Annotated in this window: 20 protein-coding genes, 2 other RNA genes and 1 pseudogene; 17 read left to right on the top strand and 6 right to left on the bottom strand. The window is 66.2% G+C overall.

Translation table 11 applies throughout. The annotated features are described in order from the left end of the window. Nucleotides 1–20 precede the first annotated feature (20 nt). Together pstS and A7D17_RS11810 are read right to left on the bottom strand one after the other, a co-directional pair. Nucleotides 21–1,040: a phosphate ABC transporter substrate-binding protein PstS gene (gene pstS / locus A7D17_RS11815; protein ID WP_064509255.1), complete on the bottom strand. Its 1,020-nt coding sequence runs from the start codon at nucleotides 1,038–1,040 to the stop codon at nucleotides 21–23. A gap of 193 nt (nucleotides 1,041–1,233) precedes the next feature. Continuing rightward, nucleotides 1,234–2,484 (bottom strand): OprO/OprP family phosphate-selective porin, encoded by a 1,251-nt coding sequence (locus A7D17_RS11810; RefSeq protein WP_064509254.1) that lies wholly within the window; start codon nucleotides 2,482–2,484, stop codon nucleotides 1,234–1,236. Nucleotides 2,485–2,820: 336 nt separating this feature from the next. On the opposite strand from A7D17_RS11810, the gene A7D17_RS11805 reads away from it, so the two are divergent. The 3 genes from A7D17_RS11805 to A7D17_RS11795 all read left to right on the top strand — a co-directional run bounded on the left by A7D17_RS11805 (nucleotide 2,821) and on the right by A7D17_RS11795 (nucleotide 5,506). Continuing rightward, entirely contained in the window at nucleotides 2,821–3,141 is a 321-nt protein-coding gene (locus A7D17_RS11805; protein ID WP_193395337.1) for a hypothetical protein, read from the top strand. A gap of 113 nt (nucleotides 3,142–3,254) precedes the next feature. After that, a complete protein-coding gene (locus A7D17_RS11800) occupies nucleotides 3,255–3,935 on the top strand; it encodes a carbonic anhydrase (protein WP_005996719.1) in 681 nt (226 codons plus the stop codon). A gap of 11 nt (nucleotides 3,936–3,946) precedes the next feature. Then, nucleotides 3,947–5,506, top strand: a complete 1,560-nt coding sequence (locus A7D17_RS11795; protein WP_064509252.1) for a SulP family inorganic anion transporter — start codon at nucleotides 3,947–3,949, stop codon at nucleotides 5,504–5,506. A gap of 261 nt (nucleotides 5,507–5,767) precedes the next feature. Here A7D17_RS11795 and nth read toward each other — a convergent pair whose 3' ends face one another. From nth to A7D17_RS11780, 3 genes are read right to left on the bottom strand one after another with little or no spacing between them, the layout of a single operon-like run. Beyond that, nucleotides 5,768–6,526 (bottom strand): endonuclease III, encoded by a 759-nt coding sequence (gene nth, locus A7D17_RS11790; RefSeq protein ID WP_064509251.1) that lies wholly within the window; start codon nucleotides 6,524–6,526, stop codon nucleotides 5,768–5,770. Then, complete coding sequence (locus A7D17_RS11785) at nucleotides 6,523–6,903, bottom strand: hypothetical protein (RefSeq protein WP_064509250.1); 381 nt, start codon at nucleotides 6,901–6,903, stop codon at nucleotides 6,523–6,525. The genes nth and A7D17_RS11785 overlap by 4 nt, the downstream gene beginning before the upstream one ends. A gap of 6 nt (nucleotides 6,904–6,909) precedes the next feature. Continuing rightward, nucleotides 6,910–7,692 carry an enoyl-CoA hydratase/isomerase family protein gene (locus A7D17_RS11780; protein WP_064509249.1) on the bottom strand — a complete coding sequence of 261 codons (783 nt, stop codon included), beginning with the start codon at nucleotides 7,690–7,692 and terminating at the stop codon, nucleotides 6,910–6,912. 164 nt (nucleotides 7,693–7,856) lie between these two features. Here A7D17_RS11780 and A7D17_RS11775 point away from each other — a divergent pair, with 164 nt between their 5' ends. From A7D17_RS11775 to A7D17_RS11760, 4 genes are all read left to right on the top strand, one after another. Beyond that, on the top strand, nucleotides 7,857–8,555 hold the full coding sequence (locus A7D17_RS11775) for an FKBP-type peptidyl-prolyl cis-trans isomerase N-terminal domain-containing protein (RefSeq protein ID WP_064509248.1): 699 nt from the start codon (nucleotides 7,857–7,859) through the stop codon (nucleotides 8,553–8,555). A gap of 117 nt (nucleotides 8,556–8,672) precedes the next feature. After that, nucleotides 8,673–9,470: a CoA pyrophosphatase gene (locus A7D17_RS11770; protein WP_064509247.1), complete on the top strand. Its 798-nt coding sequence runs from the start codon at nucleotides 8,673–8,675 to the stop codon at nucleotides 9,468–9,470. Beyond that, complete coding sequence (locus A7D17_RS11765) at nucleotides 9,467–10,339, top strand: sulfurtransferase (protein WP_064509246.1); 873 nt, start codon at nucleotides 9,467–9,469, stop codon at nucleotides 10,337–10,339. The genes A7D17_RS11770 and A7D17_RS11765 overlap by 4 nt, the downstream gene beginning before the upstream one ends. Nucleotides 10,340–10,424: 85 nt before the next feature. Then, entirely contained in the window at nucleotides 10,425–11,378 is a 954-nt protein-coding gene (locus A7D17_RS11760; RefSeq protein WP_064509245.1) for a DUF1684 domain-containing protein, read from the top strand. A gap of 36 nt (nucleotides 11,379–11,414) precedes the next feature. On the opposite strand, the gene A7D17_RS11755 is transcribed toward A7D17_RS11760, so the two are convergent. Beyond that, a complete protein-coding gene (locus tag A7D17_RS11755) occupies nucleotides 11,415–11,990 on the bottom strand; it encodes an N-acetylmuramoyl-L-alanine amidase (RefSeq protein ID WP_064509244.1) in 576 nt (191 codons plus the stop codon). A gap of 23 nt (nucleotides 11,991–12,013) precedes the next feature. Here A7D17_RS11755 and A7D17_RS11750 point away from each other — a divergent pair, with 23 nt between their 5' ends. The 10 genes and pseudogenes from A7D17_RS11750 (at nucleotide 12,014) to A7D17_RS11710 (ending at nucleotide 20,262) form a co-directional block, all read left to right on the top strand. After that, on the top strand, nucleotides 12,014–12,505 hold the full coding sequence (locus A7D17_RS11750; RefSeq protein WP_064509243.1) for an MOSC domain-containing protein: 492 nt from the start codon (nucleotides 12,014–12,016) through the stop codon (nucleotides 12,503–12,505). Then, complete coding sequence (locus A7D17_RS11745) at nucleotides 12,502–13,029, top strand: alpha/beta fold hydrolase (RefSeq protein WP_064509242.1); 528 nt, start codon at nucleotides 12,502–12,504, stop codon at nucleotides 13,027–13,029. Before A7D17_RS11750 ends, A7D17_RS11745 begins: the two co-directional genes overlap by 4 nt. A gap of 44 nt (nucleotides 13,030–13,073) precedes the next feature. Continuing rightward, complete coding sequence (locus tag A7D17_RS11740; RefSeq protein WP_064509276.1) at nucleotides 13,074–13,580, top strand: GNAT family N-acetyltransferase; 507 nt, start codon at nucleotides 13,074–13,076, stop codon at nucleotides 13,578–13,580. A gap of 161 nt (nucleotides 13,581–13,741) precedes the next feature. Further along, entirely contained in the window at nucleotides 13,742–14,701 is a 960-nt protein-coding gene (locus tag A7D17_RS11735) for an SAM-dependent methyltransferase (protein WP_064509241.1), read from the top strand. A 240-nt stretch (nucleotides 14,702–14,941) separates the two neighbouring features. Continuing rightward, nucleotides 14,942–15,015, top strand: a non-coding RNA gene (locus tag A7D17_RS11730) — sX9 sRNA. A gap of 204 nt (nucleotides 15,016–15,219) precedes the next feature. Then, nucleotides 15,220–16,833: an ATP-binding cassette domain-containing protein gene (locus A7D17_RS11725; RefSeq protein WP_064509275.1), complete on the top strand. Its 1,614-nt coding sequence runs from the start codon at nucleotides 15,220–15,222 to the stop codon at nucleotides 16,831–16,833. Beyond that, a pseudogene (locus tag A7D17_RS24700) lies at nucleotides 16,812–17,003 on the top strand (hypothetical protein). The gene A7D17_RS11725 and the pseudogene A7D17_RS24700 overlap by 22 nt, the downstream one beginning before the upstream one ends. Continuing rightward, the gene (rlmKL, locus tag A7D17_RS11720; protein WP_064509240.1) at nucleotides 17,000–19,135 is read left to right on the top strand and encodes a bifunctional 23S rRNA (guanine(2069)-N(7))-methyltransferase RlmK/23S rRNA (guanine(2445)-N(2))-methyltransferase RlmL; all 2,136 of its coding nucleotides are present in this window, start codon (nucleotides 17,000–17,002) and stop codon (nucleotides 19,133–19,135) included. Before A7D17_RS24700 ends, rlmKL begins: the two are co-directional and overlap by 4 nt. A 146-nt stretch (nucleotides 19,136–19,281) precedes the next feature. Beyond that, a non-coding RNA gene (locus A7D17_RS11715) (sX9 sRNA) lies at nucleotides 19,282–19,357 on the top strand. 128 nt (nucleotides 19,358–19,485) lie between these two features. Further along, complete coding sequence (locus tag A7D17_RS11710; RefSeq protein ID WP_064509239.1) at nucleotides 19,486–20,262, top strand: NAD kinase; 777 nt, start codon at nucleotides 19,486–19,488, stop codon at nucleotides 20,260–20,262. Nucleotides 20,263–20,423: the final 161 nt, after the last annotated feature.

Here is a 20,423-nt window from a genome sequence, read left to right as displayed (position 1 = left end):
GGCAACCTCGCTGCACGCGATCAGTGCGGCAGGTTCTTGGCCCAATACCCTTCGATCTGCGTCACCAGGCTGTCCGGCAGCGGCACGTAGTCCAGCGCCTTGGCTTGCGCGTCGCCCTTGCTGTAGACCCAGCGGAAGAACTCCAGGGTGTTCTTGAGGCCAGCGGCGTTCTTCGGCTTCTTCTGCACCAAAATGAAGTTGGTGGCGGTGATCGGCCAGGCGTTTTCGCCTGCGGCATTGGTCATCACCAGGTAGAAGTCCTTGGCCGTGCCCCAGTCGGCGCTGTTGGCGGCGGCGGCAAAGGTTTCATCGGACGGCTGCACGAACTTGCCGGCGGCATTCTTCATCGCGGTGTAGGCCATCTTGTTCTGCAGCGCGTACGACAGCTCGACGTAGCCGATGCCGCCCTTGATCTGCTTCACATAGGCGGCCACGCCTTCGTTGCCCTTGCCGCCGATGCCGGTCGGCCACTGCACGGCGGTGCCTTCGCCAACCTTGCTTTTCCAGTCCGGATTGACCTTGGACAGGTAGTTGGTGAAGTTGAAGCTGGTGCCCGAGCCGTCGGAGCGATGCACCACGGTGATCTTGCCCTCGGGGAGCTTCACACCCGGGTTGAGCGCGGCAATGGCCGGATCGTTCCAGGTGCTGATCTTGCCCAGGAAGATGTCGCCCAGGGTCTTGCCATCGAGCTTGAGCGTGCCGGCGGCAATGCCCGGGACGTTGACCACCGGCACCACGCCGCCGATCACCGAGGGAAACTGCGCCAGCCCGGCAGCGGTCAATTCTTCCGGCTTCAACGGGGCATCGGAAGAGCCGAAGTCCACGCTGGCTGCCTTGATCTGGGCAATGCCGCCGCCCGAACCGATCGACTGGTAATTGACCTGCTTCTTGGTGGCGGCGTTGTAGTCGGCCGACCACTTGGACATGACGGGGTAGATGAAGGACGCACCGGCGCCGGTGACATCGGCAGCCTGGGCACACAAAGCCAGCGAAGCGGCAAGGACGCCCACGGCCAGGCGGGTCTTGAAGGAATGGATCACGGAACAGCTCCAATAGGGTTGAGGTCAGGACGTCCCGCAGGCCTGCCATTGCAGGGCAGGGGCATGACCGCGCGGTGTCGAAGAGATGACAGTGCAGTGACGTGCAGGCGCAGGCGCCTGCTGGACCGAGCGCGGCGCGGAGGGTGCCGGGAATGCTCAGCAAGCACCCCCGGCAGCCGGCGCAGCGGATGGCTTACCAATAGAACTGCGCGCGTGCTTCGATGATCGACGGATTGTCGTCAACCAGGCCACGGGTGGCACTGTTGTAGCGGGTGCTTTCCACCTTGGCGTAGTCCAGTGCGAACTTGAAATTCGAACGCCAGTACCAGTTGGCGCCGACCGTCCACACATTCATCTTGCCGCCCAGCACGCCATCGACGAACGGCGTGGTGCCGTTGGAGACCAGGTGGCCGTCGTTGAGGTCCAGGGTGTCGTAGCGCACTGCCAGCTGCCACATGCCCGAGGCGGGCTCGTTGGGCAGCGGGGTGGTCGGCACGCCAGCCTTGTAGCCCCAGGTTTCGCCGGTGATGTTCCAGACGCCGCTGACGTACCAGCCGTCACTCTTATAGTCATGCGCGTTGGCGCCGATGCGGTTGGCGTTTTCCTGGAAGTACTCGCTCTGCAGCTTGAACGGGCCGGTGATCCACATTGCCTCGGCACCGGCCACGCCCACGTCGTCGACATTGGTGATGGCGCCGCTGTCGATCAGGCGGATGGTGGTCAGGTCGGCGTCCGGGCGGGCACGCAGGCGCAGGGTATCGTCGTCTGTGTCGTAGGCCAGGTAGCTGAGGCCGAAGTGCAGCACGTTGCCGGTCTCGTTGATCGGCGCCCAGGTGCCGCGCGCGCCGTAGCCGCTGCCGTGTGCCTGGTTACGGGTCAGTTCGCGGCCGAACGCACTGGCGGTCAGGCTCCAGTTGTTGTCGCCCATGCCGTAGGCCACGCCCAGACGGCGCGAGATGCCGTAGGTATTGGTCACCGACGCCTTGGAGACGAAGTCGTTGTTTTTGGTGCTGGACAGTTCTTCCAGGCTGTTGGGCTGCTTGAACTGGCCGATCTGCAGGTAATTGTTGGCGTTGCCGCCAAACTTGTACTTGATGTTGTTGTCCAGGAACCGACCGGTGCTGCGGATGGTGGTGCCGCGGATGGTGACTTCCTTCAACACGCTCGGGTCGTAGCCGGCCACCCATTCGACGTTGCCCGGACCCTTGCCCTTGAGCACCAGCTCGGCGCGGCGGATGCTGAATTCGGAGTTGTCGCCATTGGCACCGATCGGGCCGTTGAGGTCCTGCACGTCGTTGTGGAACCAGTTGCCGTCGGCCTGGACCAGGCCTTCCAGCGAGACCTCGGAACCGCCGATCACATCGATGGCGATTTCGGCATGTGCTGCCGGAGCGGCCAGCGCCAGCAACAGTGCGGAACCAAGCAGGGTGGGAGCGAGTTTCATAGATGCCTTGCGACCTGAGAAAGTGGGCGCAGGCTATGGCGTGAAAGTTGCGTTAATGTGACAAAACGAAAGAAACGTCACAATTGATTTTTGCCAATAAAGACAAGAGTTTACGATGGTTTCAACTATGTCATCGTGTGTCAAAGATCTGAACGGGGCTGGTTTATGACAGGGCGTTGATCGCGCCGATTCGACCTGTTTTGAGGGCTACGTCACTGGCGACCTGAACCGTAACCATTTCAGAATGAACATATATGTCAGTTTGTGCGACGCACCACTTGCGCATGCTGCGTCTAAATTGTTAGTTTCGAGGCCATGTTTCCTCGATTCCTCCAACTGTTGCTGGTCTGCCTGCTCGCGCTCAGCGCGTGGTCGGCCGCCAGTGCACACACACGCATCCAGGATGCGCTGGTGGGCGACGGTCTGGCGGTCATGGTGGATGCTGGCGAAGAACGCGATGCAGCAGAAGATCCGCAGGACGATGGCGATACCCAGAGCCAAGTCGATACCCAGCCTGCAGACGATATCCCCTTGCTCTCCCAAGCATGGCCGATGCTGGCGCGGTATTCCCCTTCGTGGCACGCGCATCACGCGCCGGCAAATCAGAAACGCGACCTGATCCCGCAACTGCGTCCTCCAAACGCGTTGATTGGCTGATCCCGCTGTCGCTGCACCCGGTGCTCTGCGCGCCGGATTTCCTATTGATTTGTTGTCTTTGCAGTTTGCGGTTTGCGCCGCGAACGGCCATTCGTTGCCTAGAGGAATCTCCCATGGAAAGTTTGCTAGAAGGTTTTCGTCATTTCCGTAAGGAAGTGTATCCGCGCCAGAGTGCGCGCTTTCAGGAGCTGGCCGGGGGCCAGAGCCCGCATACCCTGTTCATCACCTGTGCCGACTCGCGCGTCATGCCGGAGCTGATCTTCTCCGCGCAGCCGGGCGAACTGTTCGTCTACCGCAATATCGGCAACGTGGTGCCGCCTTACTCCCAGCACGTCAGTGGCGTGGTGGCGGCGATCGAGTACGCCATTGCGGTGCTCGGCGTGCGTCATATCGTGATCTGCGGCCACACCGACTGCGGCGCGATGAAGGCCGTGCTCAAGCCGGAATCGCTGGAAGACGTGCCGTCGGTGGCGGCGTGGCTCAAGCACACCGATGCGGCGCGTCACGTCACCGCGCATCACGGGCATGATCCGGCCAGCCAGGACGCACTGAGCTGCATGACCGAAGAGAATGTGGTCTCGCAGCTGGACCACCTGCGCACGCAGCCGGTGGTTGCTGCGCGTCTGGCCGCCGGCACCTTGCGGATCCATGGCTGGATCTACGATATCGCCCACGGCGAGATCCGCGCCTTCGATGCCGAAAAGGGTGGCTTCCGCCCGCTGCTGGCCGAAAGCACCCCCGAAGCCACTCCGCGTCCGCGACTGCAGCAAGTCGTTCGCGCTGAACTCGCCTGACGGAGTCGATCATGAACACATCAGGTATCGGCGGATATTTCCGCCAGGGACTGTTCGGGCGTGATTTGTTGGCGTCTGTCGTGGTCTTTCTTGTCGCGCTGCCGTTGTGCATGGGTATTGCGATCGCGTCCGGCATGCCGCCGGCCACAGGCCTGATCACCGGCATCGTCGGTGGACTGGTTGTTGGCTTCCTGGCGGGCTCTCCCTTGCAGGTGAGCGGGCCGGCCGCCGGCCTGGCTGTGTTGGTGTTCGAACTGGTTCGCGAGCACGGCGCCGCTGCGCTCGGGCCGGTGATCCTGGTGGCCGGTGCGATCCAGCTGATTGCCGGTCTGTGCCGGGCAGGCGTGTGGTTCCGGATGACATCGCCGGCCGTGGTGGCCGGCATGCTGTCGGGCATCGGCATCCTGATCGTCGCATCGCAGGCGCATGTGCTGATGGATGCCGCGCCCAAGGCGCGTGGTCTGGAGAACTTCGCTGCACTGCCTGCCGTGGTATGGCAGGCGATCAGCGCAGGCACCGGCCGCACTGCATTGTTCGTGGGTCTGGCTACGATCGGCATCATCCTGGCATGGGACAAGCTGCGTCCGCAGCGTCTGCGTTTCCTGCCCGGTGCGTTGATCGCAGTGGTTGCGGTGACCGCGACAGCGCAGCTGCAGGGCCTGGACGTCAATCGCGTCGACGTGCCGAGCAACCTGTTCTCCGCGATCAGCATCCCGAGCTTCTCCGACATCTTCGGGGTGTTCAACCACACCCTGCTGGTGTCGGCGGTGACCTTTGCCTTCATCGCCAGTGCCGAGACCTTGCTCTCGGCGGCAGCGGTGGACCGTATGCACCAGGGCGCTCGCACGCAGTACGACCGTGAGCTGGCGGCGCAGGGCGTGGGCAATATGCTGTGCGGCTTCCTGGGCGCGTTGCCGATGACCGGCGTGATCGTGCGCAGTGCGGCCAATGTGCAGGCCGGTGCGGCAACGCGTACGTCGACCATCCTGCATGGTAGCTGGCTGCTGGTGTTCGCGATGTTGCTGCCGTGGTTGCTGCGGATGACGCCGGTGGCGTGTCTGGCCGGCATCCTGGTCTACACGGGCGTGAAGATGATCAAGATCGGGCAGGTCAAGGAGCTGGCGACCTACGGTCGCGGAACGGCTGCGATCTACCTGGCCACCACCTTCGCGATCGTGGCGACCGACCTGCTGACTGGCGTGCTGATCGGTTTCGGCCTGTCGTTGTTCCGTCTGGCGCTGCATTCCTCGCGTCTGAAGGTCGAAGTGCGCGAGCACGCCGACAAGAAGGACGAGATGCACCTGACCCTGCAGGGCTCGGCCACCTTCCTGAAGGTGCCGGCGATGGCGCGTACGCTGGAAAGCGTGCCGCCCAACACCGCACTGCATCTGGATGTGGCCAAGCTGCACCACGTAGACCACGCCTGCATCGAGTTGCTGCGCGACTGGAGCCGCAATGCGGCGTCACGTGGCTGCGAGCTGGTGGTGGACTGGAAGGAGCTGGACCGGCGCGTGGAAGGCAAGCGCGCCGTCGAAGGTGCGCCGTTGCCGGAACCCCGCAAGGCCGCGTAACCCTGTTGTCATCCCGGCGTTTGCGCCGGGAGCACTGCTGTCGTGACCGGATGATGCATGGCGCCGCAAGACGCATCATCCGGTCACGATTTTTTTTTTGGCCGGGAATCGGGAATCGGGAATCGAGAATCGAGAATCGAGAATCGAGAATCGAGAATCGAGAATCGGGAATCGGGAATCGGGAATCAGGAATCAGGAATCAGGAATCAGGAATCGCAAAAGCATACGGCTGTGCGTTTGCTGGGTGTGGGTTGGGGTTCTCTACTGCGCTGTCGTCTTGCTGCGGGCTTGTGTGGATGCCATAGCTGCATCACTCCTCGTTTTTGTTTGCCGCTCTGGGGTCGGCGGGGTCTTGTCGCGGTAGCGGCACAGGTCGTGGATCACGCAGCCCGGGCAATCCGGTTTGCGGGCCTTGCAGACATAGCGGCCGTGCAGGATCAGCCAGTGATGGGCGTCATGCAGGAATTCTGCGGGAATGACCTTGACCAGCGTGTCCTCCACCACACGCACGTCCTTGCCGGGTGCAAGGCCGGTGCGGTTGGCGACCCGGAAGATATGCGTATCCACCGCCATGGTCGGTTCGCCAAAGGCGGTGTTGAGTACCACGTTGGCGGTCTTGCGGCCGACCCCGGGTAATGCCTCAAGCGCTGCACGATCGTGCGGCACCTCGCCGCCGTAGTGCTCCAGCAGGATGCGGCAGGTGGCGATGACATTCTTGGCCTTGGCGCTGAACAGGCCGATGGTGGAGATGTAACGCTTCAGGCCTTCTTCGCCCAGGTCCAGGATGTCGCGCGGGGTATTGGCCACCGGATACAGCTTGCGGGTGGCCTTGTTGACGCCGACATCGGTGGCCTGCGCCGACAGCAACACGGCGATCAGCAGTTCGAACGGCGTGGTGTATTCCAGCTCGGTGGTGGGATGCGGATTGAGTTCGCGCAGCCGCGCGAACATTTCCTGGATCTCGGGTTTGCGCAGGATGCTGCCGCGGCGTGGCGCAGCGGCGGAGCGAACGGTCTTCAAGACTGCGCACCTCCGGCAGCTTTGGCCTTGGCGCGCGCCAGGATGGCGGCAGCCAGCGGCGGCAATGCGGGCGCAGCCGCCTGGCTGGGAGCCGGGGCAGGCGCACGTCGCGCCTCGCGCTCGGCGGCGCGGCGTTGCAGGCGTGCTGCGCGTGCGCGGTAACGTTCGCGTGCGGCCCAGGCCGTGCGCAGGCGCTGTTGCGCGGCAAGCAATGCAGCGACGACGTCGGCTGGCGTGGCGTCCGCACCGTCTTGTTGCGAGGTCGGCTGGTAGTCCATCAGTCCGAGTGCAAGCGCACGATCGAGGTCGTCCGCCTGCACGCAGTCGAACAGCTGCAGTGGCAACGCGGGTATGGCTTGCGTGGAGTCGGGCAGCATGATGTGTCAGCGATTGCGGAACTGGGCGGGGCGCTTGTCGAGAAAGGCGCGGGTGCCCTCGCGCATGTCCTCGCTGGCGAACAACAGCGCAAACTCCGCGGTTTCCAGCTGCAATCCCTCTTCCAGCCCGCATTCGCCACCGAAGACCACCGCGTCCAGGATGCCGCGTACCGCCAGCGGCGCCGAGTCCGCCAGACGCTGCGCCACTGCCAGGGTTTCTTCCTGCAGGGCATCCGGTTCGACCACGCGGTTGACCAGGCCCAGCTGCAGGGCGCGGGCCGCATCGATGGGCTGGCCGAGCAGGCACAGCTCCAGCGCGGCGGCACGTCCGGTCAGGCGCAGCAGCCGCTGGGTGCCCCCGAAGCCGGGGATCAGGCCAAGATTGATTTCCGGCTGGCCCAGTCGTGCGGTGGAGGCGGCGATGCGCAGGTGGCAGGCCATGGCCAGTTCCAGCCCGCCGCCAAGCGCGAATCCGTTGACCATCGCAATGACCGGCTTGGGCATGCGCTCGATCCGGCGCATCAGCTGCTGCCCCACCAGCGAGAAGTCACGGCCCTCCATCGCCGACAGCTCACTCATTTCGGCGATGTCCGCACCGGCCACGAAGGACTTGGGCCCGGCGCCGGTGAGGATCACCACGCGCACGTCGTCGGCCTTGGCTGCGTCGGCGAAGGCCTGGTCCAGCGCCAGCATGGTGTCGCGGTTCAAGGCGTTCAGTTTGTCCGGCCGGTTGACCGTAATGGTCCGGACACTGGCGTGATCGGCGATCAGAATGACGTGATTGGACATCGACAACCCTTGTGAACGTAAAAAAATAGTAAATGCGGAACTTCCGAAAGCCTTACTGGTCATAGCTTTCGTGATAAGTAGCGGTTCGGTATCGCGGCCGCTATCCTAGCGCGTCATCTCAGGCGGCAGACCCGTCCTGTGCCACCACCCTGGAGAATTGTTTGATGAAGTTGCGTTCTATCGCGGTCGCTGTGGCGGCCCTGGCCCTGACGGGCAATGCACTGGCCCAGGACACGACGTCCGAAAAGGGCAAGTTGAGCTATTACTTCGGTTACGACTACGGCAACAACCTTGCCGAACTCACCGGTCGCGGCGAGCAGCTCGACATCAACTCGGTGGTCAAGGGTCTGCAGGACGCCTATGCCAAGAAGCAGCCGGCGATCACGGCCGACCAGCTGAAGCCGGCGGTCGAAGCGTTCCAGAAGCGTGAGCAGGGGCGTGCCCAGCAGGCCAAGGCCGAGTACGACAAGGCCGCTGCGGCCAATAAGACCAAGAGCGATGCGTTCCTGGCCAAGAACAAGAGCACCGCTGGCGTGCAGACCTTGCCGAGCGGCGTGCAGTACCGCGTGATCGAAGCCGGCAAGGGCGCCAAGCCGACCCAGGCCAGCACCGTGCAGCTGGAAGTGGCCGGTCCGTTCCCCTTCGGCGACCGCGAGAAGGCGCGTCCGGCCCAGCAGATCCCGGCCATCAAGGTCAGCGAAGTCGAAATGAAGGCCATGCGCGAGACCCTGCTGCAGATGCCGGCCGGCTCCAAGTGGGAAGTGACCTTGCCGTCGGATCAGGCCTACGGCGCCGACCCGCGTACGCCGTTCCCGCCGAACGTGGCCGTGCAGTTCGAGATCAAGCTGGTCAGCGTCAAGTAAGTGCGTTTGCTGTTGCAGTGACAACGCCGGCCACCAGGCCGGCGTTGTCGTTTTAGATCGGCAGACGGGCGCGAGCAGAGCGATGGGAATACCGCACCAGGGTGTCAGGAGCGAACGATGAGCGATACCGATTCGGCCGGTGCGCAGCTGGCCAGCCCGTGTATCGGTGTATGTTCGTTGGACGCGCAGTCGCACTGCGTCGGCTGCCTGCGCAGCCTGGATGAAATTGCACGCTGGATGAGCATGAGCGACGCCGAACGCCAGGAGTTGTTGCACACCGTCTTGCCGACGCGCGCGCTGCTCGCTGCGCTGCCCGAATCTGCGCGGTTGCGGCGCGCGTTGTATCCACTGGACACCGCACCCGACGGGCCGGGCTGGAACCATGCCGAGCTGATCGATCTGAGCGAAGGCGGTGCCTGCGCCGAAGCGGCGGTGTTGTGCGGCCTGGTGCCGCGCGAGCAGGGCACCACGGTGCTGCTGACCCGACGTACTGACAGCCTGCGCCATCATGCCGGGCAGGTCAGCTTTCCGGGCGGGCGCATGGAGCCATCCGATGCCGACGCGGCGGCGGCGGCCTTGCGCGAGAGCTGCGAGGAAATCGCGCTGGGCGCCGGGCAGGTGCACGCGCTGGGCTATCTGGATCCGTTCCTGACCGTGAGCGGCTTTCGGGTGACCCCGGTGGTGGCGGTGGTGGACCCCGGTTTCGTGGCGGTGCCGCAGCCGGAGGAAGTGGCCGAGGTCTTCGAGGTGCCGCTGGCTTATTTGATGGACCCCGACAACCTGCGCAGCGTGGAGCTGGAGTTTCGCGGGCGGCCGCGCCGCGTGCTCGAATACGACTGGCCGGGGCAACGCATCTGGGGTGCCACGGCCGCCATTCTTCTCAATCTTCGTCGTCGCCTGGAGCAGGTTGCATGAGTGCAGAGCCGAACTGGACCACGCTGGTGGACAGCGCCACGCTGGCGGGCGCCTTGTCGTATCCGCAGCTGCGCGTGCTGGACGCGCGCGCCGCGCCGCCGACCGCGCCGGACCCGGATGCCGCACGCAAGGCCTACGCGCAGGGGCATCTGCCCGGTGCGCAGTACGTGGATCTGGAGCAAGACCTGGCCGATCTGTCGCGGCCCGGGCAGGGGCGGCATCCGTTGCCGCACAGTGCCGATTTCGCCACTCGTCTGGGCGCATGGGGCATCGCTCCGGAGAGCCAGGTGGTGGTCTACGACGCCGGCGATGGCAGCATGGCGGCCGCGCGCGCCTGGTGGATGCTGCGGCTGATGGGGCATCGCCGGGTGGCGGTGCTCGATGGTGGGCTGGCTGCCTGGCGCGGCGCAGGCCTGGCGGAGACCACCGAGCCACCGGCATTGCACGCCGGCCCTGCGTATCCGGGATGTTTCGATGTCGATGCGGTGGTGGAGGCCGAGCAGATCCAGGCCCGGCTGCAGCAGGCGCCGGGCTGGCTGCTGGATGCGCGGGCCGGCGAGCGTTTTCGCGGCGAAGTAGAGCCGATCGATCCGGTGGCCGGACACGTGCCCGGTGCGCTCAGTCGCCCGTTGGGCCTGAGCCTGCGCGATGGGCATTTCAAGCCGGCGCACGAGTTGCGTGCGGAGCTGTCCACGTTGCTGGGCACGTATCGGCCCGAGCAGGCGGTGGTGATGTGCGGATCCGGCGTGACTGCCTGCCATCTGTTGCTGGCGCTGGAAGAGGCCGGGCTGCCCGGTGCGCGTGTGTACGCCGGTTCCTGGAGTGGATGGCTGCAGGATCCGTCACGTCCGGTCGCGACCGCTGCCTGATCAGGCACAATGCGGGCAGGAATGGTGTCTGTGGGGACGCAGGCTCGCGGCGCGGAGCGCGATTTCTTGCAGGGTTGGGTATGACATGCGGTTGCATTCGCAGGCTGGCGTCGTGTGCGCCGCGGTAATGTCGATGGCGGCGTGTTCGGCGGGATCCACTGCCGACACCGACGGTGTGCGGATAAGCGGCCGCCATGACGCGGACCAGGTGCAGGTCTATCAGGTCGCACTGAAAGAGGCGCGCGCCCGGCGACTGGACCAGGTGCGCGCACCCGATGGCTGGCTGAGCTACACCGGCTCCGGTCGTCTGCGCGCAGGACGTTACCGGGTAGGCAGCGATCGGCACAGCGATCTGGTGCTGCCGGCCGGGCCGACGCAGTTGGGCGAGCTGAGCCTGGATGCCGAAGGACATGTGCGTTTCCGCGCTGCGGCCGGCGTGACGGTGCGCTTGAACGGGCAGCCGGTCGATGAGGTCAGTCTGGAGCCCGAACGCGCAGGCCGGCGTGGCGACCGGCTCGAGGTGCAGAACCGGCAGTTCTATCTGGTGCAGACCGGCACCTTGTTCGGCTGGCGCTTTCGTGACCCGGGCGCAGCGGCAATCAGCCGTTTTCAGGGTTTCGACTATTTTCCCACCGATCCGCAATGGCGCCTGCAGGCGCGCTGGCAGCCGTATGCCACGCCACGCAGCATTACCTTGCTGACATCGATTGGCACGCCACTGACGGTGGAGGTTCCGGGGGAGGCCGTGTTCAAGCGCGATGGCCGGGAGTATCGCCTGCAGCCGATCGTGCAGGATGACGGCAGTGGATTGTTTTTCCTGTTTGCCGACCGTACCAGCGGCAAGGAGAGCTATGGCGGCGCGCGTTATCTGTTCACCGCGATGCCACGCGACGGGCAGGTGAGCCTGGATTTCAATCTGGCCGAAAATCCGCCCTGCGCCTTCACCACGCATGTGGTCTGCCCGATCGCGCCGCCGGAAAATCGGCTGGACGTGGCGGTGAACGCGGGCGAAAAGACCTATCGCGCGCTGGACCCCTGATCACTCTGGCGTTGCACGCCCTGACCGGGCATGCGTTCAACGCAGCGCATGCGACCAGGTGACCGCCGCTTCGATGCGTGACCACGGAAACAGGGGGCCAGGATCGAGCTTGCGCTGGATCTTGCGCGCCGGATCGTCGCTGGCCGCCTCCAGCGTGGTATCCAGTTCCTGGTGACCGGCGATGCGACGCACCGCAGGCAGTTGTTGTTGCAGCCAGTGCAACAGCGTGACAAGCGCTGCGATCTGCGCCTCCGGATACGGCTCGCGCATCTCCTGATGGCGCGAATCCAGCCAGTGCGGATACCGCCCGCTGTTGACCAGTTCGATGCCCAGCGTGTGCGGGTTGTGCCCACGCACATGATGGGCGACGCGCTCGAGCGCGACGTACTGCTGGATGCTGCCATTGCGATCGATGTAGTAATGGCCGCTATTGCCGGTGCCGCTGTCGTAGAGCACGCGCTCGCCGTAGTCGCGCGCCATCGCCATGTCCGGCAATTCGGTGCAGTGGATGACCACCATGTCGATCTGGCCAAGCGCGCGGCGGGCCAGGCGCGATTCGTAGGGCAACGGCGCGTAGGTGATCGGCGGCGACGGCAGGACGGCATCGGACATGAAGCGGATGCTAGCATTCGACGATGGCTTTGAATCCCGACAGCCCCCTGGGCAAATTGATGGCGACGCTGCCGCAGACCGGTCAGGTGACCTGGATCGGCGTGCGTCCGGCGCGTGATGTGGAGATGCTGGAGGTGGACGCCGCGCAGGCCACCGCCGGCATCGGGTTGGTGGGCGATCGCTACCAGGGCGGCAGCGGCAAGCGGGGGATCACCTTGATCCAGGCCGAGCATCTGCCGGTGATCGCGGCGCTGGCCGGGCACGCGGCGATCGCGCCGGCCACGCTGCGACGCAATCTGGTGGTCAGCGGGATTCCGCTGATCGCATTGAAGGGGCGGCGTTTCCGTATCGGCGATGTCGAGCTGGAAGGAACCGACCCGTGCGACCCGTGTTCGCGCATGGAAGACGCGCTGGGCGCGGGCGGCTACAACGCGATGCGTGGACATGGCGGGCTGTGCGCGCGTGTCTTGCGGGGCGGTGTGCTGCGTGTTGGCGATACGGTGCAGGCGCTATGAGCCGCGGCCATTGCATTCTGGCGCACGGGTTCGAGAGCGGCCCTGCGGCACGCAAGGTCAGCGCATTGGCCGAGGTTGCCGACCGCCTGGGCTGGACCCACGAACGCCCGGATTTCACCGATCTGGATGCGCAACGCGAGGTCAGTCCGCTCGGCGACGTACGTGGACGCTTGCAGCGCCTGCTGCAGATCGCACGCGACGCCGCGGGCAAGGGGCCGTTGGTGCTGGTCGGGTCCAGCCTGGGCGCCTATATCGCCGCGCAGGTATCGCTGCAGGTGCCGACGCGCGGACTGTTCCTGATGGTGCCGCCCACCACGATGGGCCCGATGCCGGCACTGGATGCCGCGCCGGTACCGATCTCGGTGGTACATGCCTGGCGCGATGCGTTGATTCCTGCCGCCGATGTCATCGCCTGGGCGCAGGCGCGTCGGGCGCGGCTGTTGTTGGTCGACGATGAGCACGATCTTGCCGCGCATGTGGAGACGGCAGCGAGCGCGTTTGCCGAGCTGTTGCAGCGCCTGTGATGCACGAGGCCGACGACATGCCGCCCGCGCAGTCCGAGCCGCCGATGGCGGTGCTGATCCGCGAGGCCAGCGACGGCGACGCGGCGGCCATCGAGGTATTGACCATGGTGGCGTTCATGCGCGCCGAGCACAGCCGCCATGACGAGCAGCATGTGATCGCCGCGTTGCGCGAGGATGATGCGCTGGCATTGTCATTGGTCGCCGACCACGATGGGTATGTGGTCGGCCATCTGGCAGTGTCGCCGGTGAGCTTGTCCGACGGTTCGTCCGGCTGGTTCGCGTTGGGGCCGCTGGCGGTGGGCCCGGGCCACCAACGCCAGGGCCTGGGCACTCGCCTGGTGCACGCAGCCCTGGCCACCTTGCGCGAGCGCGGTGCGGCGGGATGCGTTGTGTTTGGCGAACCCGACTTTTTCCGCCGGTTCGGGTTTGCGGTGGAGCCGGGCCTGAGCGTACCCGATGCCCCCGTATCGGAATTGCAGGCGCTGGCGTTCGGGGACCGGCTGTTGCCGCTGGCCGATGTGGCCTATCACCCGGCATTCGGTCTGGGCTGAGTCGCGCTGCGGCGCACATGCGTGTCCGGTGCCGTCGCGACCCTGCGCGCACGCCGTGCCCGTTCGCTCAGCCGCACCCTGCATCGCGCTTCCGGCCGCAGCGCAGCGCCGCCATCGTCACCATGGTCGGCACCAGCGATCAACGCTTGCCGAGGTGAAGGATGCAACGTGACGAGCCACCGGTGCCGCCAGCCGCACTGCATGCGCGCCTGATCTCGCACGCGGGCGACACCTTGCAGGATGATGCGACCCTGCTCACGTCGATCAGGTCGCGACTGCGACAGGACGCCAGCCGCTCTGCTGCCGACGTGGAGCGTTTGCTGCACTTGGTCGATGCGCTGTGGGCGATGGAACTGGGCCGGTTCCTGTTACGCAATCGCGGGCTCAATGCGGAGTGGACGCATCGGTTGGTCACCTATCAGGCCGGCACCCTGCCGCAGGACACCACGCCGGCACTGGAGTACGAAATTTTCGAGAAGACGCCGGCCGTGCTCGCGACCCGCGAGCGGTTCGGGATCTTCCGTGCGCAATTGCAGGCCTTGTTGCGGCCCGGGATGACCATCGCGTCGGTGCCGTGCGGTTGGATGGGCGATGTGCTGAGCCTGGATTACCGGCAGTGCCCGGATGTGCATCTGATCGGCATCGATCTGGACCCGCAGGCGCTGGACGGTGCGCTGCAGCTGGCACGTCGGTACGGCCTGGAGCAGCAGCTGTCGCTGCGTCTGGAAGACGCCTGGGCGCAGGGCGATGCGGACAGTGTGGACGTGGTGACCAGCAACGGCCTGAATCTTTATGAGCCCGACGATGCGCGCGTGGTCGCGCTGTATCGCGCGTTCTTCGACAGGCTGCGGCCGGGCGGTACGCTGGTGGCGAGTTTCCTGACGCCTCCGCCCAGCCTGTGTGCGCACTCCCCGTGGAAGCTGGCGCTGTTGGATCAGGCGTCGCTTGTGCTGCAGAGCCAGGTCTTCATCGATATCGTGCAGGCGCGCTGGGCCTCGTTTCGCACCCATGCGCAGACGCGCGCGCAGCTGGAAAGCGCCGGCTTTGCGAGCGTGCGCTTCATCGACGATCGGGCGAGCATTTTTCCCACGGTCATTGCGCAAAAGCCGATGGGCCACTGACGGCAGCGGCCAATCACTGCCGCTCACGCCGCATGGAGTGTTGTTGCGTTCCCGGGGCGTGTCCGCTGCGTCGGCGCGGGCCTGCAGGCACCGCTGATCGCCACTGCGCTGATCTGCTGTGCCGGCAAGGTGGCGGCCAGGGCGATCCACCGCGCAGGCGGGTGCTTGCTGCGGCCAGGAGTGGCTGACAAAACCACTGTGCTCCCCGCCAGGCGGGCGCGGCCAGCGCCCGGAATCGGCATGTACCACCTACACTCCGGCTCCTGCACGCCGTCCACACCGACCTGACGACTGCTCGCTAGCTTTTGTTAGCCGCTCCAAACCACCGCAGCGAGCCGCCCTGCGGCGCATCCGGGCCCGAGGGTTTCGCCGCAGCCGCAGACCGGCCTACACTTGGGCCGCACCCCCGATTCGAGGATTGGTCCAATGCGCCATTGATGCCGCCGTCGCAATGACGGCCATACCCGTTGCTGTTCCGTCTGGAGCGCGACGTGTCCTGGCATGCAATGGAGACACTGATGACCTGTCCGTTGGTGACGCTGGAAAGCGTCGCATTCGTGCTGCCCGATGGCAGTACGCTGTTTTCCGATCTGACCCTGCAGCTCGATCAGCGCCATACCGGCCTGGTCGGGCGCAATGGCGTCGGCAAGAGTGTGCTCGGCCGTTTGCTGGCCGGCCAGCTGGCCCCCAGTAGCGGGCGCTGCGTGCGCGGTGGCAGCGTGCATTACCTGCCGCAGCGCGTGAGCGCAACGCCGGGGCAGCGTATCGCCGATCTGGCAGGTGTGGCGCCGCTGCTGGATGCGTTGAAGCGGATCGCCGCCGGGAACGCGGCGCCTGCCGATTTCGAGCGGGTGGGCGAGCGCTGGAACGCCCACGCCGAGTTCGCCGCAGCGCTCGATCAGCAGGGGCTGGGTGGCCGCGATCCGTCTGCTCCCGCCGCGCATCTGAGTGGCGGCCAAGCCATGCGGGTGGCGCTTGCCGGTGCCTGGCTGATGCAGCCGGACATGTTGATCCTGGATGAGCCCAGCAACCACCTGGATGGCCAGCAGCGACAGCGGCTGATGGCGCAGTTGCAGGCGTGGACTTGCGGATTGCTGATCATCAGTCATGACCGGATGCTGTTGGACGGCATGCAGCGCATCCTGGCGTTGTCCGCGCACGGGCTGCGCAGTTATGGCGGCAACTACGCCCACTACGCGCAGCAGCACGCATGCGAGCAACAGGCGGCCGGCGAGCTGCTTGCGCAGCGCAAACAGGCGCGCGCACGCGGCGAACAGGCACTGCGCGAGCAGCACATGCGTCAGCAACAACGCCAGGCGCGCGGTGCGCGGGCGGCAGCGCAGGCCAATCAGGCACCGATCCTGCTCGGGGGCCAGCGGCAGCGCAGCGAGGTCAGTGCAGGCCGGCTGCAGCAGCAGCGCCAGGCCGAACAGGCGCGCCTGGCGGCGGCGGTGACGCAGGCCGCCGCCCAGGTGGAGGCCCCGCAGGCCATTGCATTGCTGGCACCGGCAATGCCGGTGGGCGCGTCGCACCGCCTGGCGACCCTGCAGCAGGTGGAACTCGCGGACGGGCGGCTGGGTGGGCGACGCGTGGATCTGCTGCTGCACGGCCAACCCCGCATCAGGCTGGTCGGCCCGAACGGCAGCGGCAAATCCTCGCTGTTGCAGCTGTTGGGCGGGCGCCTGACGGCACAGTCCGGCCAGTGCGAGGTGCATGTGCCAGTGGCCTATCTGGATCAGGACCTGGCCCTGCTCGACCCGGCCCGCTCGGCCGTCGCGCAGCTGTGCGATGCCCACCCGGCCACGGCCGAGCACGTCCAGCGGCTGCGGCTGGCGTTGCTGGGGCTGGACCGGCAGCGCGCCGACCTGCCCACCGGTCAGCTCAGCGGCGGCCAGCGGCTCAAGGCGGCGCTGGCCTGCGCGCTGTACCGGGCACGGCCGGCGCAATTGCTGTTGCTGGACGAACCCACCAATCATCTGGATCTGGCGTCCGTCGAAGCGATCGAGACGCTGCTGCGCAGCTACACCGGCGCGTTGCTGGTGGCCTCGCACGATGCCGCCTTCCTCGAGCGGCTGGCCCTGCAGCAGCGGCTGGACACCGGGCAGCCGCAGTGGCGGCTGGCGCCGTGGTGAACCGCGCGGCGGGCGATGCGGCCGGCGGGGGTGGTAATGCCGGCCGCGATGGCCGACCATTTGCGCCCGTCCCCGGCGGCCACGGCACTGCCCCTGCGGGCGCCGGCCCGCCGTCCTGCTCCCACGCTCGCCGCCGCGGCCAGCGTCTTTATCGATACCTGCCCACGTGAAATTCTTCGCATCCTGCGCCAAAGGCCTGGAATACCTGCTTGCCGACGAGCTGCTGACGCTTGGCGCCAGCAAGGCCACCGCCACCATTTCCGGCGTCAACGTCGAAGGCGAACCGCGCGATGCGCTGCGCGCCGTCATGTGGTCGCGCCTGGCCAGCCGCGTGCTGTGGCCGCTCACCGAGTTCGACTGCCCGGACGAGGACGCGCTGTACGCAGGTGTTGCCGAACTGCCGTGGGACGAGCATCTGTCGGTGGGCCACACCTTGTCGGTGGATGCGCACGTCTCCGGCACCGCGATCACGCATGCGCGCTATGCCGCGCAGCGCATCAAGGATGCGGTGGTCGACACCATGCGCCGGCAGGGCCTGGAACGCCCGTCGGTGGATGTGGAAAGCCCCGACCTGCGCTTGAACCTGTCGCTGCGCAAGGGCCGCGCCACCATCTCGGTGGACCTGGGCGGCGGCCCGTTGCACCGGCGTGGCTGGCGCATGGCGCAGAACGAGGCGCCGTTGAAGGAAAACCTGGCTGCGGCGGTATTGATGCGCGGCGGCTGGCCGCGCGCCTATGCCAATGGCGGCGGCTTGCTGGACCCGATGTGCGGCAGCGGCACGCTGTTGATCGAAGGTGCCTTGATGGCCGCCGACGTGGCGCCTGGCCTGCAGCGCTATGGCAGCGATCTGCCCAGCCGCTGGCGCGGCTTCGACCGCGAGGGCTGGCAGCAATTGGTGAACGAGGCGCGCGATCGCGACAGTGCCGGGCGTGCCGCGCTGAAGCAAGTGATCCACGGCAGCGACATGGACCCGCATGCGATCCGCGCGGCGAAAGAAAATGCGCAGGTGGCCGGCGTGGCCGAAGCGATCTGGTTCGGCGTGCGCGAGGTCGGCGACCTGCAGTCCCCGCCGCAGGCCGCCGGCGTGGTGGTGTGCAACCCGCCGTACGACGAGCGCCTGGCTGCCGATGCGGCCTTGTATCGCAAGCTGGGCGACACCCTGCAGCGCGTGGTGCCGCAGTGGCGCGCGAGCCTGCTGTGCGGCAACGCCGAGCTGGCCTATGCCACCGGGCTGCGCGCGGGCAAGAAATACCAGTTGTTCAATGGCGCGATCGAGTGCGCGTTGATCGTCTGCGACCCGATCGCGGTGCCGCGGCGCACCCCGCGGGCGGCGCCCACCGCGCTCAGCGAAGGCGCACAGATGGTCGCCAACCGCCTGCGCAAGAACCTGCAGAAGTTCAAGAAGTGGCGCGCCCGCGAAGGCATCGAGTGCTTCCGTGTCTACGATGCGGACCTGCCGGAGTATTCCGCTGCCATCGACGTGTATCAGCAAGCCGATGGCGACCGACGCATCTTCCTGCACGTGCAGGAATATGCCGCGCCGGCGACCATTCCCGAGGCGGATGTGCGCCGTCGCCTGGGCGAGCTGCTGGCGGCTGCGCGCGAAGTGTTCGAGGTGCCGGCCGAGCGGGTCGCATTGAAGTCACGCGAGCGTGGCAAGGGCGGCAGCAAGTACGGCCGCTTCGAGCAGCGTAACGAAATCGTCAACGTGCGCGAGCACGGCGCGCTGCTGCGGGTGAACCTGTTCGATTATCTGGACACCGGCCTGTTTCTGGATCACCGCCCATTGCGCGGCACCATGGCGCAACAGAGCAAGGGCCGGCGCTTCCTCAACCTGTTCTGCTACACCGGCGTGGCCAGCGTGCAGGCGGCGGTGGCCGGTGCCAGCGCCACCACCAGCGTGGATCTGTCCGGCACCTATCTGCAATGGTGCGCCGACAACCTGGCCTTGAACGGCCAGGCCGGGAGCAAGCACAAGCTGGTGCAGGCCGATGCGCTGGCCTGGCTGGAAGCCGAGCGTGCGCATTTCGATGTGATCTTCTGCGACCCGCCGACCTTCTCCAACTCCGCGCGCGCGGAGGATTTCGATATCCAGCGCGAGCATGTGCGCTTGCTGCGCGCGGCGGTGGCACGCCTGGCGCCGGGCGGCGTGCTGTATTTCTCCAACAACTTCCGCCGTTTCAAGCTGGACGAGGAAGCGGTGGCGGAGTTCGCGCAATGCGAGGAAATCAGCCCGCGTACCATCGACCCGGATTTCGAGCGGCATGCGCGCATCCATCGCGCATGGCGGTTGACGGCTTGAGCCCAGCCTGGTTGTGTCCGATGCAGTGCTGCGTGCTGTGGCAACGTCGCCAGCACGCGCAGTTGCCGCATCGACACACGGCGCAGAGCAGCTACCAAAACGACTGCGCTCACCGCCAGGTGGGCGCGGCCGGTGCGCGGTGCGGCATCTACCACGCATGCACGCCGGTTCCTGCGCGCCGTCTGCACTGACCTGACGACCGCTCGCCACGTTTTGTTTGCCGCGCCAAGGCGTGGCAATGCCTGAACGCGCGAACGCAGCTACGGCTGCGCAGGCGAGGGCAGGGCGCGGCGGGCAACAAGCCCGCCACGGGGCTGCGGTATGCTGATTCGCACGTTCTGGAGTCGACGATGACCGCACCACCCCGTATCGCTTTCCTGGCCAGCCCGACCGAGCCCGCGACCACTGCGCGCGCGCGCCTGGTGCAGCGCTACGGCGATCATCCGCTGGAAACGGCCGACGTGGTCTGCGCCCTGGGCGGGGACGGCTTCATGCTGCAGACCCTGCATCGCCATGGTGCTGCCGACAAACCGGTATTCGGCATGAAGCTGGGCTCGGTCGGGTTCCTGATGAACCAGTACCGCGACGACGAAGACGATCTGTTGGCCCGTCTGCAACGCGCCGAGCCCGCCCACCTGCGGCCGCTGGAAATGCTGGTGCAGACCGAATCCGGTACCAGTGCCGGCTCGCTGGCCTATAACGAGGTCTCGCTGCTGCGGCAGACCCGTCAGGCTGCGCATCTGAGCGTGGATCTCAATGGGCAGACCCGCATTGCCGAGCTGATCGGCGACGGCGTGATGGTGGCCACCCCGGCCGGCAGCACGGCGTACAACTATTCGGCGCATGGTCCGATCCTGCCGCTGGGCTCGCACACCCTGGCGCTGACCCCGATCGCACCGTATCGCCCGCGGCGCTGGCGCGGCGCCATTCTCAAGGCCGATACCGAAGTGCGCTTTCGCGTGCTCGATCCCTACAAACGCCCGGTCAGCGTCACCGCCGATTCGCACGAGATCCGCGATGTGGTGGAAGTGACCATCCGCGAATCCACCGAGCGCCGCGTGACCCTGCTGTTCGACCCCGAACATAACCTGGAAGAACGCATCTTCAGCGAGCAGTTTGCGGTGTGAGTGGCCGGGATGGGGCAGTGGGGATTCGGGATTGGCAGCGGCAGCAGCGCGAGGTGCAGCCGAGCCTGCGCGTGCCCAAGGTACGATGCAGTGCAGGTAACGATCTCAACTCCCAGAAACTTCGTTGTCGCTCCACCCCATTCCCCCATCCCGATTCCCCA

The sequence above is a fragment of the Xanthomonas floridensis genome (genome assembly GCF_001642575.1).
Classification (GTDB): domain Bacteria; phylum Pseudomonadota; class Gammaproteobacteria; order Xanthomonadales; family Xanthomonadaceae; genus Xanthomonas; species Xanthomonas floridensis.
Note: the sequence above shows the minus strand (reverse complement) of the source record. Positions and strands in the feature narration are given on the sequence as shown.